Below are 17138 nucleotides of genomic sequence, written 5' to 3'. Positions count from 1 at the left end.
TAGAACGGTACTTAATTGTTGCAAACTATTGCAATATTCCACAACCGCGCAATAGTTACAATACGAAGCGCTAAAAATAGCGTTAGCATTGCGATTATTGACTACTCCGCGGCACTCCCAAGGGGGAAGATATGGTTGATCACGCTCTTGATCAATCCAATAAGACAGCTGACTCTTCAGCTAATAGCAAAGATCCATCATTGTGTGATGTTCAACAAGTAGCTAAATCGCTTAACGTAGATATTTCATGCGGTTTAAGCTCTGAGGAAGCTGCAAAAAGACTTGATCAATTCGGTCCGAATGCGCTTGCTGCTGCTCCTAAAATTCCAGCATGGAAACGATTCCTTGATCAATTTAAAGATCCGCTCGTTTACTTGCTTATTGCAGCAACTATTATTTCTGCAATCGCGTGGTTTGTTGAGCGCGCACAACATAAAGGAAACAGCGGTGGGGAGATTCTGCCGTTTGATTCAATCGTAATTATCATTATTTTGATTGCAAACGCAGTTCTTGGCTACATTCAAGAGTCGCGAGCAGAAGAAGCAGTCGAAGCTTTAGCTAGAATGAGCGCTCCGCAAACTTCAGTTTTGCGCGATGGTAGCGTGGTGCGCATTAATACTGCAGAAGTTGTGCCAGGCGATATTTTAGTGCTTGGCGAAGGCGATGCCGTGTCTGCAGACGGTCGACTTATAGCAGCAGCCTCCTTACGCGTAGCAGAAGCAAGCCTTACAGGCGAATCTGTAGCAGTAAGCAAACGCCCAAACACACTTTCGTCTGCAAAAGCTTTAGGCGATCGTACAAATATGGTTTTCAACGGAACTGCTGTTACGCAAGGAACCGGTCGCGCTGTAGTCACCTCTACAGGCATGCGCACACAAGTTGGCAAAATCGCGGATATGCTTTCAAAATCAGATGACGAAGCAACACCTCTCGAGAAAGAAATGGTACACGTTTCTAAAGTTCTTGGAATTGCGGTGTGCATTATTGCGGCTGTTGTTCTTGCTTCCATGTGGCTGATTGAAGGCTTCCACAGTATTCAAGATATTATTGATTCTCTGCTGCTTTCTGTTTCCCTAGCTGTTGCTGCTGTTCCAGAAGGTTTAGCTGCGATTTTGACAGTAGTTCTTGCGCTTGGCGTGCAACGAATGGTGAAGCATCATGCTGTTGTAAAAAAGCTTTCATCCGTGGAAACACTTGGTTCTGCTTCTGTTATTTGCTCCGATAAAACAGGTACTTTAACTCGAAACGAGATGACTGTTGAGCGCGTAATAACACCTAGCGGCGAAGTTCAGCTTACAGGAAGCGGTTACAAGCCTGAAGGTCGTATGATATTAATTGGTTCTGTAGATGCTGACTTAGCAGTGCCGCAAAATCTTGCTACAGAAGTATTAGGCGCGTTAGGCTCCGGATGTTTAGCTAACGACGGCGATTTACACTATGACGAAACTACTAAAAGTTGGCAGCCTGTGGGAGACCCTACAGAAGTTTCGCTAGTAGTAGCAGCGCGTAAAACAAAGGCAGACAAACGTTACGCTCATTTGACTCGAGTTGCGGAAGTACCTTTTACTTCTGAACGCAAACGTATGTCTGTTGTCGTTAAAGATGGTTCGGATTCTGGAAATCTGATTGTTTGTGCTAAGGGCGCTCCGGACGTGCTGCTTTCTTATTGCACGCGTATTGCAGTAGCTGGTGCCGTGCGTCCGCTTACTGACGGCGATCGCGAAGATATTTTAGCAACTGTTGAGCGTCTTTCCGGAGAAGCCTACCGCACGCTTGGAATGGCTTATAGGCCGCTTGGAGTCGATAGTCTTTCAAAAGTTGATGGCATGGTTTCTAACGCTGCAGGTCAAATCGCGGACGTCGCAGAACAAAGTGACGTACTAGAATCTGATTTGATTTGGAACGGCATGGTTGGAATTATTGATCCTCCGCGAATTGAAGTTCGAGATAGTGTAGCTCAAGCTCATCGCGCTGGAATCCGCACTGTTATGATTACAGGCGATCATCCTCTTACGGCTACGCGTATTGCTCGAGATCTTGGAATTATTGGAAAAGATGAGCATGCGCTTACAGGCGACGAACTTGACGAGTTGCTCTCACGCGACGACGACAACATTGCTTTTGATGAAGCAATCAGTAAAACTAGCGTGTATGCGCGAGTAGCTCCTGAGCACAAGTTAGCTATCGTTTCTTCGCTTCAACGTCAAGGAAATATTGTTGCGATGACAGGCGATGGCGTGAACGATGCTCCAGCCGTAAAATCTGCCGATATTGGCGTAGCAATGGGCATTACGGGTACAGAAGTAACTAAAGAGTCTGCCAAGATGATTTTGGCTGACGATAACTTCTCTACAATTGTTGCAGCAGTGCGCGAAGGTCGCGGAATTTTCGACAATATTCGTAAATTCTTGCGATACTTGCTCAGCTCTAACGTTGGTGAAGTTTGTACGGTTTTCGGCGGCGTAGTTTTTGCTGGCGCACTTGGAATTACGCAGCCAAACTCTGTTGGAGTTACTTTGCCTTTGCTTGCAACTCAGCTTTTGTGGATTAACTTGCTTACGGATGCAGCTCCTGCACTCGCGATGGGCGTTGATCCGCAAACTGACGACGTAATGGATCGAAAGCCTCGAAAGCTTACCGATAGCGTTATTGACCGACGAATGTGGGGAGATATTGTATTTATCGGCATAATCATGGCTGCTATTACGTTAATTGGCATGGATATGCATTTGGCAGGCGGATTCTTTACGGACCGTTCTGTTGGAATTATGGATCACGCTGCTCAGCTTACTCACGCTCGCACAATGGGCTTCACAATTCTTGTGTTTGCGCAAATGCTGAATGCGTTAGCATCTCGTTCAGACTCACAAAGCGTATTTGTAGGCTTATTTGCAAATCGTTGGCTTTGGGGCGCTATAGCAGTTTCTGTTGTGCTTCAGTTGGCTGTAATTTACATACCGTTCTTGAACGAGCCATTTGGCACTGTTCCTTTGAGCGTAACGGAATGGTTCGAGTGCCTCGGTCTTTCAATGGTTGTGTTAATTGCTTCCGAACTTAGAAAGTGCTTCTTGCGTTTTCTTGCTAAGCGTAAAGCGGCTAAATCCTTAACTGCAGTTGCTTAAAAAGCAAGCAATTAGCTAAAAAATATCAGCTGATTTATAAATACGCGGTACAGTACGTAGTTTTCTTACATAACCTACGTCTCTGTGCCGCGTTTTGTGTTTTTATTTTCTATAAAATTTTTTGCTGATTGCTCATGAATATTTATTTGTTTTCAGGAAATAGCTTGCATCATAATCACAGACCGCGGCACGCGCTACAATTGTGCGTATTGTATTTTTCGCGCAAAATAGCAATAAATATTTCGTGCGAACAATGAAGTTGCTGATGTATAAGCTTTATTGCAAGGAGATTTGACGTCATGCTGTTGTCTGATCGCGACATTCTCAAAGCTCATGATGAGGGTCACATTGATTTGACCCCGTGGACCCCGGAAATGGTACAGCCAGCGTCAATTGACGTGCGCCTCGACCGTTTCTTCCGATTATTTAACAATCATGCTTACACGTATGTTGATCCTGCAGAAAATCAGGGAGAACTTACAGAACAGTTCGAGGTAGCTCCTGACGAGCCATGGATTCTTCATCCTGGAGAGTTCGCACTCGGCGCTACGTGGGAGTATGTAAAACTTGACGCTACTATTGCTGCACGTTTGGAAGGCAAAAGCTCGCTCGGTCGTCTTGGCATTTTGACACATTCCACAGCTGGCTTCATTGATCCAGGTTTCGAAGGTCATATTACTTTGGAGCTTTCAAACGTTAGCACTTTGCCAGTTAAACTTTGGCCTGGCATGAAGATTGGTCAAATGTGCTTCTTCCAGTTAAGCTCACCATGTGAAAACCCATACGGTTCAGCTGTTAACGGATCACACTATCAAGGTCAGCGCGGTCCAACTCCGTCACGTTCGTATGAACATTTCTATCGTGCTGATTTAAGCGAATAGTATTTTTAGAAAAATGATTCCGTTTTTAGAAAATTAATTCCTAAAATAGCAAGATTTAGAAGAAAAGTAGATAATTCTCAGGTAATTATCAGTTAGCGTTACTGTTCTGCTCAGAATAGTGTGGTTATATAATATTGTCGACAAAAAGACAGGTGCAAAGCACCTAAAAAATTATTCTTTTCTTCTCTCCTTTATTTCCCCGGCGCATAGACGCCGGGGTTAAATTTTTTCCGCACGAAACGCCGAATTAACACTAAAAGGTTGACATTGTCACAGCTACGGCTAAACTTGTGCAACAAGATTGGAGGTTGATGAACATGAATACTCGTTTCTGGCGCAGCTGGCGTAGTTAAAAGCGAGTTCACATATCGGTGTGGGCTTGCTGATTTTAAACAAATCAACGGGGCTATGCCGGATTCATCATCAACATTATTTGAGCTGAATGGCATATAAGCTGCCATCCAGCTTTTTTATTATCTGAGCACACGCCCTTCAAAATTACAAAATAATCAACACAACAAATAACAAACCTAATGCCGATTTCCTCGGCACTCACAAGAAGGGCAAAATTATGGTAAACGCAGTTGAACAAAACATGTATTACGGTGAATTTGGCGGACAGTACGTACCAGATATGATTCGTCCAGCACTCGACGCAGTAGCAGCAGCTTACTTACAATACAAAGACGATCCAGAGTTCCGCAATGAATTGGCTGGATTATTAAAAGATTACGACGGTCGCGAAACACCTTTATACTATGCTGAATCTTTCACAAAATATTTAGGCGGCGCAAAAGTGTATTTAAAGCGCGAAGATTTAAACCATCTCGGCGCTCACAAAATGAATAATGTTCTCGGACAAATTTTACTCGCTCAGCGCATGGGTAAAAAGCGCATTATCGCTGAAACCGGAGCCGGTCAGCATGGCGTTGCCACTGCTGCTGCAGCAGCACGATTCGGCATGGAATGCGAAATTTTTATGGGCGCACTTGATTGCGAACGCCAAAAACTTAACGTTTTTAGAATGACTTTGCTCGGTGCAAAAGTTCATGCTGTTCAAGAGGGCACAAAAACTTTAAAAGATGCTGTAACTGCAGCATTTATGGATTATGCACAGCACTTGGATGATACCTTCTACATCGTTGGTTCCGCAGTGGGACCTTACCCTTATCCACAAATGGTTCGCGATTTTCAAAGCGTTATTAGCAAAGAGTCAAGAAGGCAGATCCTAGAAAAAGAAGGCAGATTACCGAATGCTGTAATTGCTTGCATTGGTGGCGGTTCTAATGCAATTGGTTCTTTTGCAGCATATATTGATGATCCGTCTGTACGATTGATTGGTGCTGAAGGCGCAGGTAAAGGTGCTGATACTCCTCAAAATGCTGCTACTATGACGAATGGAAAAATTGGTATTACGGACGGCATGAAAACTTATGTTCTTATGGATGATGACGGTAACGAGCTTCCAGCCTACTCTATTTCTGCAGGATTAGATTATCCTGGAGTCGGCCCAGAACATTCATATTTAAAGGATTCTGGTCGCGCAGAATACTACGCGATCACTGATGATGAAGCAGTTCAAGCTTTCCGCGCACTTTCTAGAGTCGAAGGAATCATCCCAGCTTTGGAAAGCTCACACGCAATAGCACAAGCTATGAAGATGGTTCCAAAGATGAGTAAGGATGACATTGTTTTAGTAACAGTTTCCGGCCGTGGAGATAAGGATGTGAATCAAGTAGCACGCTATCTTGGCATTGAATTATAAATCATTAATTTAGCAACAAATAAAACGAGGCAGTAACTCTCAAAATAAAGTGAGAATAAAAGAAAAGTAAGAGAAGAAGAATACGGCACTTCTGTAGCTAACTTAGCAAACAGAAGTGCCTATTTTCATTTTTAAACAGAATATCCTACTTATTTTTTATGCAAATCAGAACATGCTGAACTAATTATTTTGCACAATTCTTCCATAATTTTGTCTACTGGAGAAGCTGCACGCCAATTCAAATATAACGATCGATAAGGTTTAGGATTCTTAAACTCACGCAACGTCAAACCAATTGGTTGCACAATTGGAGGTACAGTTGCAAGACGCGGCAATAATGTCACATCTTTGCTACCTATAACCATATATCGCAAAGTTTCTAACGACGTTGCCCTAAATTCTGATTGTTTCGCACCTACTTTTTGGCATACATCGAGCATGCTCCTACGCATACAGTGCCCATCTTCTAATAAAAGCACTTTCTGAGTAGACAAATCTGAAAGTTCAATTGGTTTACTCTCGTGGCCTAGCAAAGAATTTGTAGAAGCCGCAAGAAGAAAATCTTCGTCAAAAACATGACACACTTTTATTGAAGGCGCATTCAAACTTTCGCTTAATATAACTGCGTCGACTTGACCACTATCTAGCAAATCAATAAGTTTCGCTGATTTTTCTTCTATAAAACGAATAGTAAGTTTTGGTTTTAAACGCCTGAGTGCAGGCATAATTCTTGGAAGTAAGTATGGTCCTAACGTTGGGAACACACCCAAAACCACTGTAGATGACCATGGATCTTCTGAACGTCTTGCAGCTTGTCGAATACGTGACATATCTGCCTGAATACGTTTAGCGTAATAAACCACTTCCCTCCCAGCAGGAGTTAAGATTTGTTTCCCGGGAGTGCGCTCAATAAGTTCTACGTCTAAAGTCTCTTCAAGTTTTTTAATTTGCGTTGAAAGAGTAGGCTGAGAGACGCGCATACGAACAGCCGCCTTGGTAAAGCTTCCTTCTTGTGCAAAAGCTATTAGATATTCTAACGCTCTAATATTCATAAGACGCCTCCCATTGTTTATTGCATAATAAATTTTATAAATTATTTATTTTGCGGGTTGCGGATAAGATAGTCAAATGCAGATAACGCAGCATTGGCTCCAGAACCATACGCTGTAACGATCTGCTTATACGGTTCGTCTGAACAATCTCCAGCAGCAAAAACACCCGGAGTATCAGTGCATCCAGCGCGATTCGTAATAATTTCTCCTCGATTATTAAGAGAAATATTATTTGCAAGCCAACGAGTATTCGGAGCTAAACCAATTTGCACAAAAACCCCATCGGTTTCAACAATATGTTCTTCGTTTTCATCATTGTCTGCTTTATTGCGATCTATGTAACGTATTGCAGTAACTTTACTACCACTACCTTCAATACTGCTTACTGCAGCACTTGTAATAACTTCAGTGTTAGGTAATTTATGCAAAGCATTAAGCAATACTTGATCCGCTTTAAGCACATCCATGAACTCAATCACAGTAACGTGTTTTGCAACTCCTGCTAAATCAATAGCAGCTTCAACACCAGAATTTCCACCGCCAACAACGACAACATTCTTATCTTTGAAAAGTGGACCGTCGCAATGAGGACAGAATGATACGCCTCTATTCCTATACTCATCTTCTCCAGGAACGCCCAACGTACGCCAAGTCGCGCCAGTTGCAATAATCACTGCACGCGCTTTCAAAGATCCGCCAGAACGCGCATGAATAGTATGTAACCCATATGGTTCCTTAGATAAATCGAGCGAGTCTGCCCAATCAGGAGTAAATACGTCAATATCGTATTGAGAAATATGCTTAGTTAAATCTACTGCTAGTTGAGAACCAGTCGTATGAGTTTGTGAAATATGATTTTCAATACTTTCAGTTTCTACAACCTGGCCGCCACGATGATCCATAATCATAGCCGTACGCAAGCCCTTGCGAGCAGTGTAAATTGCGGCAGCAGAAGCAGCAGGACCGCCGCCAACAATAACAATATCGTATGGATTTTGCGAATTCATTTTTTCTGCGAGCGCAACATTTGCCGAAGAAACGCTATTACCATTATTGCCATCCTCATCCTGCTCAACAGATTTTTCTTGTGATGCAAGCACAGATACAAGTTCGTCAATTCCTGCTCGTCCGGAGGAAATAAGTTTGCCATTTTCAAAAACTGCTGGCACGCTCATTACACCAAGTTTATCTACTTCTTCGCGGAAAGCGCTACCTTCAACTACAGTATGCTGAACTTTAGGGTTAATAATAGAAATGGTATTAAGCGATTGCACAACTTCTGGGCAATTCAGGCAAGTTACCGACATGTATGTTGTCACATTGTGTGAACCAAGCTTTAGTATTGCATCGCGTTGCTCATCACTAATTTTTGGCGCATAGCCACTTACTTGTAGAAGTGCTAGTACTAAAGAGCTGAATTCGTGCCCTAAAGGCAATCCCGCAAAACTAATCGATACAGTGGATTCTCCATTTACTGGATTATCTAGTTTTCTACGCAATTCAAAGCTTGGCTTACGCTTTACATTGCTAATTTTATTATTATTTACTTCAGAAATACTAATTTTGTCACTTTGTTGAGATACTTCTTCTAGTAAGGATTTAACTTTTTGAGATGTTTCAGAATTATCAACGTAAGAAACGATTTCTATTTTAGATACCATCTTTTTTAGTAATTCTGAAAGCTGAGCAGTTAATGACGCATTCAACAAAGACATAATTTACTTCCTTCGGTAATTTTAGTCACAAGTAAAAATAAGCGAATGCGTAGGAAACTATGAACGTAGCTCCCTACGCATTGAGAATATTCTTTAAAAAGATTCTTTAATATTTAATTGCAAAAATCAGATTTTGCCGACTAAATCGATAGAAGGTTCCAAGGTTTCTTCGCCCTGCTCCCATTTTGCTGGGCAAACTTCGCCTGGGTGCGCTGCAATATACTGTGCTGCTTTAACTTTACGAAGGAGCTCGTCGGCGTTACGACCAATTCCGTCTGCGGTCATCTCAAAGAACTGAATCATACCTTGCGGATCTACGAGGAACGTAGCACGGTGAGCTAAACCGGATTCTTGATTCCAAGCGTCAAAATTACGCGAAAGAGCTCCAGAAGGATCACCCAACATAGTGTACTTTACTTTTGCAATTGCTTCAGAATCGTCATGCCATGCTTTGTGTACAAAATGTGTATCCGTAGAGACTGAGTAAACTTCAACGCCTAGCTTTTGCAATTCCTCATAGTGGTTTGCAAGATCTTCCAATTCAGTTGGGCATACGAATGAAAAATCAGCTGGATAGAAGAAGAAAATTGCCCATTTGCCAAGAACATCAGTATCGTTTACTTCAACAAATTCGCCATTCTTATAACCATTTACTTTGAATGGAAGAATATGTGTGTTCATTAAACTCATATCATTCTCCTAAATAGGTCATTTGCGCCTTCGTTGCGCTTTTATTTTCATTATTAAGAATAGATTATGGCTATTGATAATTCTAGTTATATAGATGTTTTCTATGGCTCTTATACACATCGTCAATGATTTTAGTAAACAAAAAGGAGCAACAACATTTATTTAGAAGTATGGACTTTTGTTTATGTAGACTATACAATTGACGAATTGTGTAGAATAGCAATTGTGGCGGCAAAATAAATTTCGATTAATTTATATAACGCACGTAGTTAACAAAGAGGTGCTACAAATCGTAAACAGTCGTCCTATACATTTGTTGACTACAAAACTAAACAAAATATGGGAGGATACTATGAAACGCAATGCAGTAACAGGGTTCCTAACTAGCCTATGCATGCTCTTGAGCCTATCTGCTTTCGCAATGCCAGCAATGGCAACAACCGCAGATAATTATGCAAAAACTCCACTTACTGCTGAAACAGCTAAACAAATCGCAAATGGAACTATAGGCTTAGATTTACCTGGGGCTTTGGATATGTCTTTATATCACAAGAAGCCTCTTGATCCGCAAGCTGATTTAGATGGTGACGGCTTAACTAATAGTCAGGAAATTTACACTTACACTAAAGACGGTAAGACTTATTATGGGTACAATTCTCACCCTATGATGAACGATACCGACGGCGATGGTATTCCAGATAATCAAGACAGCAATCCTCGCAGGTGGGATATTAGTCCTCGCGATATGGCTTTATTCTCTGAACTTTCTTATCGAGATGATAATTACATAAATAAGGTACTCGATTACACTAAACCGCTTCACGACATTTACAAAAATCGCAATGAGTACCGCCTTATGCACAACGAGCTTGCACCATTCTGGAAAGTTAAAGAAACCTACCACAAGAGGGGAGGATTTGATGCTGTTTTGTTTGAAAATGTAAGTCCATACCCATTCTTAGAACAAGGCACTGTTCAAGTACTAGCAATTCGTGGAACTTCCCAATTTAATGATTACGATGATGATTTTGCAATAGCTGTAGGTCATAACCCAGATCAAGCTAAAGATGTTGAGCAGTTGATTGAGCGTTATGGTCGCGAAAATACTGTTAGCAATTTGTATATTACCGGACATTCCCTCGGAGGGTATCTTGCACAGCGTGCTTTAATTCGTGCTAAAGGCAAAGGCTACAACTGGATTAAGAAAATTTACACATTCAATTCACCACAAATTTGGGGAAATATTTTCAACCGTTGGTTACGTACCGTCGCCAATACTGGCAATAAGCTCACTCGAGAAGGTTACGCTGTTCATTACAAAGTAGACAACGACAAGGTTATTCGTTCTGTTGGCAATTTTGCTGGAGCTATAAGCGTCGGCAATTCTGCGCAAGGACATAGCTCTCGAAGCTATCTTGAGGCTCGTATGAACAATTTCCCAGGTTTCACCGTAGGTACTAGAGGAGATATTTCTGGCACTGGACGTTGGATGGAAGAACTTAACAACTTCTACGATGTTCGCACGTTCTAATTACTGCTAATTAAGGATTGCTAATTAGCACCAGCAATAGATAGCTACCTCGTGTAATTTATTAACAATAAGCTAAGCGCTGATTTACCGATGATTCATTAATATCCCAAGTAGCTCAGCGCTTTTCCTATATCAATTAATCTAATGAAATTCTTTCCTATTACACCGCATAAGCTTAAGTATTAACTTTTGGTACTTATTAAAATTATCTGATTCAACTAGATACAATTTTATGAAGTTGTTAAATCTGATAAAATCAACACGTTGAGCTAAATCTGTTGTGCTGCTCGCAAAAATATTTTCAAAATAAAGTAGAAGTCTGTACAAAAAGTAAGGAATAGCAGTATGAGAAAAGTAAGTACCATTCACACAATTAGTGGAATTGTATTAGCTTTTGGTTTGATTGTTTCATCTCTGATTTACGTACCTTCGTTAGCAACAACCGCAGTTGCAGAAGAAACATCACCAATTCACACTCCTTTGACTGCACAAACTGCTCACGACATTTCTACTGGTCGAATTCGTTTGGAAAATAATCAGATTGATTCTTTGCTTTACCATAAAGCCGCGCTAGATCCAGATCAAGATAGCGATGGCGACGGTCTGAAGAACAGCGAAGAGCTTTACACTTACGTAAAAAACGGACGCACATATTACGGGTATAATTCGCATCCACTTATTAAGGACACCGACGGCGACGGGTTAGATGACAAAAACGATAACAATCCTCGCAGGTGGGATATTAGCCCTCGCGATATGGCGCTTTTTATGGAGCTTGTGTATAGGGAAGACAGTTACGTCAAAGAAGTACTTGACTACTCAAGACCACTCACTAAAATTTACAAAAATCGCAACGAATACAAGCTTATGCATAACGAGCTTGCGCCATTCTGGAAAGTCAAAGAAACATACCACTTTGGAAGCGGATTTGATGCTATTCTTTTTGAAAATGTAAATCCTGCATACCCATTTATTGAGCAAAACGGCGTGCAAGTTCTTGCAATCCGAGGAACTGAAAGCGGCGGAGATTTTACTAATGACATTAAACTAGCAATTGGATTAAACCCGAGCCAAGCTTTAGATGTAAACAATGTGATGGATAAAATCAATAGAGAAAAACTTGCTACTAATTTATATATAACAGGGCATTCTCTCGGAGGTTATTTATCTCAACGTGCTTTAATTTACGCTAAACAAAAAAATTACCAATGGATTACAAAGGCCTATACTTTTAACGCTCCGAGGATCAAAGGTAATATATTCAACAAATGGCTTTGGGAAACATCTGATTTTGGCGATCAATTAACAAAAGAGGGTTATGCTGTTCATTACAAGGTTGATAATGATAAAGTAATAGGACCAATAGGAAACCTTAACGGCGCAATAAGCATAGGAAGATCTGGAGAAGGTCACGGATCTCGTAGTTACTTTGAGCCTAGAATGGATAGTTTCGAAGGATTCACAGTTGGCGAACGCAATAAAATTGAAGGAACCGGTCGCAAAATTGCTGCACTCGACGGATTAGTTAACGAACCAGTTATTAAAACTGACGAACAATCTTTCGAACCTAAAATTACGAATATTGACATTATGGAAAATGATCCATTGCCAAAAGGCACAGCAATAAAGCATCTTCTTAATCCTAACGATATACCGCAAGGCTCTACCATTACAGACATTACAGAATACGACAAAATTGACACTTCTCAATGCGGCAATTACGAAGGTAAAATACTGCTCGTACTATCTGATAATAAATTAAAAACTATTCTAGTTCCAATAACTATTCATAAACGATTGGTTAATATCGAGGAACTTCCAAATGTTACTGCTGAACCTGGCAAGAAAATAGAAGTCAAAAAAGACAATAAAATCCCCGATAATTTCGACTTCAAACCATACTTAAAAAACTTACCAGAAAACAGCACAGTACAAGTTGTAAAACAACCAAACACAACAAACACTGGAGAAACAACATTTATCGTAGAAATAACCTTTGCAAACAAAGCAAAACAGAAAGTAACTCTTAAAGCTCACGTTGTAGAAATCATTCCAGCAACACCACTAAACCCAGCTAAAAACTCATACCAGGCAAAACCATTACTCCGATTCCAAATGTTACTGCTGAACCTGGCAAGAAAATAGAAGTCAAAAAAGACAATAAAATCCCCGATAATTTCGACTTCAAACCATACTTAAAAAACTTACCAGAAAACAGCACAGTACAAGTTGTAAAACAACCAAACACAACAAACACTGGAGAAACAACATTTATCGTAGAAATAACCTTTGCAAACAAAGCAAAACAGAAAGTAACTCTTAAAGCTCACGTTGTAGAAATCATTCCAGCAACACCACTAAACCCAGCTAAAAAGAGTATTACGTGGGCCGAGTTAATTCCTGCAAAGAAATCAACACCATGGACCGAGCTAACACCAGCGACACCAGCTCCAACACCAACTCCCGTACCTCCGACGCCTGATCAACAACCTGCAGTGCCTCTGCAGCCGAAACCAAACCCGGTGAATCCAACACCCGTTCCGCCAAAACCTGCGCCTAAACCAGAGCCACAACCTGTTCCACCAACACCAGAATCTCATTCTGGCAACAGTGAGCACTCTAGCAATGGCGAACCTGATAAGTCTGCAAATAGCACAACCCCACAGACTAATAAGTTCGATCAAGACCATAAGGAAATTCCAAGCATGGGATTTCCCGGACCAACGCATCCTTCCAAAACTCTACAAACTCCTGCAGTTAGTAACGATTCTATGCGCGGAAACCACATAGAGCTTAACGCAAACTCAGAATCACACACATTACAGCAACAGATTCCATCAGCACCAAAGAGTATTGCAGATTTACTTCCAGCGTTGTGCAACACTCTCACCGTCGGGAATAATAACATTGCTTATGCGGGAAAAAATAACCATATCACTGTTACAGTAAATGCAACATCAGAATTCATGCGCAGATTACAACTAGAAAAAGCAGTAAAAGCTTATGCCTACATATATTCCAACCCTAAACTTCTTTATAGCGCAAATGGAATGAAATATGTAACAGTTCACATTAATGAATATGGCAGAATTGTATTCGACGTAGTTATTCCAGAAGAATATAAAGGCAATCATACGATTGTCCTTATTGACGAAAACGGTAAACAAGTTGCGTGGACGAATACTTTAGTAAAGAAAGACCCTCATTTACACAAACAATCCACAATAGCCAATAATGCACTCCCTCGTACTGGAATACAAATAATTCCAATTGTACTTAGCGTTGCATTGATGCTGTTTGCTAGCACAATTGTGACAATTGCAAGAAAAAGAAAGTTTAACTAAGCGTAAGTTGTAGTTTTTATACATCCAATGTACAAAAACTACAACTTAACAATTTTACAATCTGAATGGAGCGGATGACGGGAGTCGAACCCGCCTCTGAAGCTTGGGAAGCTTCCATTCTACCGATGAACTACATCCGCATGCTGTAACTAAAAGCAAACTAGTTTCAACAACCATCTAAGGGTATCATGCACAGCTTACCGCTTCAATATTTAGGAATCAGTTTATGAACTCAATAAACAAGACAAGCAAGTTCAACAAACAAAATATTCATGCAGCAATGCTCATTAGACGCCCAATCCTATCCTGAACAGTAGGACGCGCAGTACACAAACGCACAAGCGCAGGAGCGTTATTATTCCATGGGCAAATAATCATCAAAGAAGCAACAGCCTGCAATCCAGCAGTAGATTTCATCTCGTGAAGCTGCATGCCGTAGGTAATTTTATTAAGTGCGGAAGCAAGCGCAGCAAAATCTCCAGTAATTTCACTACTTCCCTTATCTGCGTCAAATTCACGCGAACCAGGAATAATTGCATTGATAATAACAGAAGCAATAGGAGCGAATAAAATATTTAAAAACTTACCAATAAATTTGCAATACTTGCGAATATCACGACGATATGTATCACCAACATAAACAAGCCAAGAACCAACGTACGTTAATACTGTTGCTGTAGCAGTAGCCAGCGAAGAAGCGAGAATATCATGATTATAAATATGAGTTAATTCATGACCAATAACACTACGTAACTCGCGCTCGTTAAGGATATTAATCAAACCACGAGTACAACATATGCTTGCATGACGCTCACTTCTACCGGTTGCAAAAGCATTAGGACTTTCGTAGGGAGAAACCATTACTCGCGGCATAGGTTTACCAATTCGAGCAGATAAATCTCTAACCATTGCGTAGAGCACAGGCTCTTCTTCACTAACCTCTGTAGCACGCATAGCAATAATCGCAAGCTTACTTGAGCACCAATAAGCAAAAACACTAAATGCAATACCAGGAATAATGAACCATATTAGTGATGACAGATGCGAGCCAGCAAGAACCCAACATAAGGCAAGAAAAAGCCACACAACAACAAAAAATAGTGCGGCTTTTAAGCTGCCATAGTGTATTCTCAAGCCTTTCAACATACGAACTATCCTAATAATGCGAACTTAAATTTTTCTGAATATATACTGCGTATTTACTAACTACAAACTTAAATACTAAGCAATATTTTCAGTTTATTTAGGGCATTATTTGCTACCTAAAGCAATATTTACAAGTTCAGACGCTGAAACAACTTTCTTTCGAGTTCTCTGCTCATTGGCTCCAAGCTCACGCTCATAAGAGTCAACTCGCTTCCAACCGGCGTAATCAATTGGTTTAATGCCTTTTTCTGCCAATAATTTATCTATAGAATTTTCATCGCGATCAGGTGCGATTCGCCCAGCATTGCCAGCTTTAGATAAATCTTCAAGCATATTATTAACAATCAAAAGAGCATCGGATTTTGTAGAGCCGATTAATCCTACCGGCCCACGCTTAGCCCAGCCAGTTGCATACAATCGCTCACGGACTTCGCCATTTTCTACAGACGTCACTAAGCGTCCATCAATATTTGCAAGCAAAGTACGCTTTTCATCGTAAGCAATTCCTGTAACTTCTGCAGGATGGTAGCCAATGGCATGGTAAACAGCTTGCACAGCGTAATCTTCAAATTCACCTGTGCGAGTCATTGTGCCATCCGCGCTTGTTACAGTTCGCTCAACTCGTATTGCTTTCACACGCCCATCTTCACCAAGAATTTCTACCGGCGCACAGTTGAAGTGGATAATATAGCGTTTGTCGGCTGGATTCCCCTCAAAATCAACGTTTCCGCCATCTTCCATATCTTCTGCCATGTCTCGAATCGCAAAAAGTTCCTCAACCATTTGACGCGTGAGCTTATCGTTACCGGCTACTTCAATAGTCTCATCGTCAAGTTCAAAATCATCCTCATTAATAACAATTTGCACTCCGGATAACTTTTCCATTTCGCGCAATTCTTGAACAGAGAATTTTGCTTGGGCAACTCCACGACGAATAAATAAATGCAAGGTTTGGGTTTTATTTTTTTGCAATCCCTCATACACGTCGTCTGGAATATCCGTATGCGCGCGCAAATAATCAGGATCTCGTAAAAGCTCACGAGCAACATCCATTGCCACATTTCCGCCGCCAATAACAGCTACTTCTTTTGCTTCAAGCGGCCATTCTCGATTGCTAGTTGGGTATCCGTCGTACCATTCTACGAATTTTGCAGCTCCGTACACTCCGTCTAAATCGGCGCCTGGAACTCCTCGAAGAGGCCTATCTTTCACAGCGCCGGTTGCAAATAGCACAGCATCGTAGCGTTCCAATAAATCTTCTAATGCAATATCCTTACCAAATTCAACATTTGCATAAAGATGAATATTTGGATTATCAAGAGTTTTTTCAAGAGCATCGGCAATAAATTTAATACTTGGATGGTCAGGAGCTACTCCGTAACGCACTAATCCAAAAGGCACTGGCAATTTTTCAAAAAGATCAATGCGAGCGCTAGAGCCTAATCCCAATTCTTCTCCACGCTTTGCAATCTGACGTAAGAAGATATCGGAAGAATACACTCCTGCAGGGCCTGCTCCTATTACAGCAATACGCAGTTGAGATGTTTCTTGTGAAACATTTTCGTTTAAATTATTTTTTTCCATTATTATCCCCATATTGAGCTGTATTATACGGCACTTTTCGCCGTTTTCGCGCTATTTAGCGCGGCCTACAAGCATAGGTTGCCTCAATCCACTCAGCAGCGTAACTGTAAAGCGTTTATATGTAATTCTTCGCCAAAAATAAGTTACGTACAAGCTTGAGCTGTTACCGTTTGCAGCTAACTCATATGCTTTCATAATTAGACTAGCGCATTACTTCGTCTTACAACATGCTCAAATAAATAAAATGCTCAAACGAATATTATTAAAGGTGTCGTAATGAATATCGTAAAAAATATTGCCAAAAATAT

At 40.9% G+C, this 17138-nt stretch carries 9 protein-coding genes, 1 tRNA gene and 1 pseudogene; 5 read left to right on the top strand and 6 right to left on the bottom strand.

Features of this window, described 5'->3' with window-relative positions; all coding sequences use genetic code 11:
* Positions 1–131: 131 nt before the first annotated feature.
* The 3 genes from HXT29_RS05705 (at position 132) to trpB (ending at position 5768) form a co-directional block, all read left to right on the top strand.
* Positions 132–3122, top strand: coding sequence for a cation-translocating P-type ATPase (locus HXT29_RS05705; RefSeq protein ID WP_422118342.1), 2991 nt, complete (start codon positions 132–134; stop codon positions 3120–3122).
* 299 nt (positions 3123–3421) lie between these two features.
* Positions 3422–4003, top strand: a complete 582-nt coding sequence (gene dcd, locus HXT29_RS05700) for a dCTP deaminase (RefSeq protein WP_004119774.1) — start codon at positions 3422–3424, stop codon at positions 4001–4003.
* Positions 4004–4574: 571 nt separating this feature from the next.
* Positions 4575–5768, top strand: a complete 1194-nt coding sequence (gene trpB, locus HXT29_RS05695; protein ID WP_004106157.1) for a tryptophan synthase subunit beta — start codon at positions 4575–4577, stop codon at positions 5766–5768.
* A 149-nt stretch (positions 5769–5917) separates the two neighbouring features.
* Here the strand turns inward: trpB and HXT29_RS05690 are convergent, their stop codons facing one another.
* The 3 genes from HXT29_RS05690 to ahpC form a co-directional block, all read right to left on the bottom strand.
* The gene (locus HXT29_RS05690; protein WP_004106155.1) at positions 5918–6820 is read right to left on the bottom strand and encodes a LysR substrate-binding domain-containing protein; all 903 of its coding nucleotides are present in this window, start codon (positions 6818–6820) and stop codon (positions 5918–5920) included.
* A gap of 41 nt (positions 6821–6861) precedes the next feature.
* Positions 6862–8535, bottom strand: coding sequence for an alkyl hydroperoxide reductase subunit F (gene ahpF, locus HXT29_RS05685; RefSeq protein WP_004106153.1), 1674 nt, complete (start codon positions 8533–8535; stop codon positions 6862–6864).
* A gap of 126 nt (positions 8536–8661) precedes the next feature.
* A complete protein-coding gene (gene ahpC / locus HXT29_RS05680; RefSeq protein ID WP_032842454.1) occupies positions 8662–9225 on the bottom strand; it encodes an alkyl hydroperoxide reductase subunit C in 564 nt (187 codons plus the stop codon).
* A 352-nt stretch (positions 9226–9577) separates the two neighbouring features.
* On the opposite strand from ahpC, the gene HXT29_RS05675 reads away from it, so the two are divergent.
* Together HXT29_RS05675 and HXT29_RS05670 are read left to right on the top strand one after the other, a co-directional pair.
* Entirely contained in the window at positions 9578–10756 is a 1179-nt protein-coding gene (locus HXT29_RS05675; protein WP_004119768.1) for a lipase family protein, read from the top strand.
* Between the two features lie 345 nt (positions 10757–11101).
* Positions 11102–14100, top strand: a pseudogene (locus tag HXT29_RS05670) (Rib/alpha-like domain-containing protein).
* A 66-nt stretch (positions 14101–14166) separates the two neighbouring features.
* Here HXT29_RS05670 and HXT29_RS05665 read toward each other — a convergent pair.
* The 3 genes from HXT29_RS05665 to HXT29_RS05655 form a co-directional block, all read right to left on the bottom strand.
* A tRNA-Gly gene (locus HXT29_RS05665) sits at positions 14167–14240 on the bottom strand.
* 130 nt (positions 14241–14370) lie between these two features.
* The gene (locus HXT29_RS05660) at positions 14371–15246 is read right to left on the bottom strand and encodes a M48 family metalloprotease (protein WP_422118341.1); all 876 of its coding nucleotides are present in this window, start codon (positions 15244–15246) and stop codon (positions 14371–14373) included.
* 105 nt (positions 15247–15351) lie between these two features.
* Positions 15352–16830 (bottom strand): FAD-dependent oxidoreductase, encoded by a 1479-nt coding sequence (locus HXT29_RS05655; protein WP_116442538.1) that lies wholly within the window; start codon positions 16828–16830, stop codon positions 15352–15354.
* Positions 16831–17138 lie beyond the last annotated feature (308 nt).

Origin of the sequence: Gardnerella sp. DNF00550 (genome assembly GCF_049262685.1) — a bacterium.
Taxonomy (GTDB): domain Bacteria; phylum Actinomycetota; class Actinomycetes; order Actinomycetales; family Bifidobacteriaceae; genus Bifidobacterium; species Bifidobacterium leopoldii.
The sequence above is the reverse complement of the archived record's forward strand: the minus strand, read 5'-3'. Positions and strand labels throughout refer to the sequence as shown.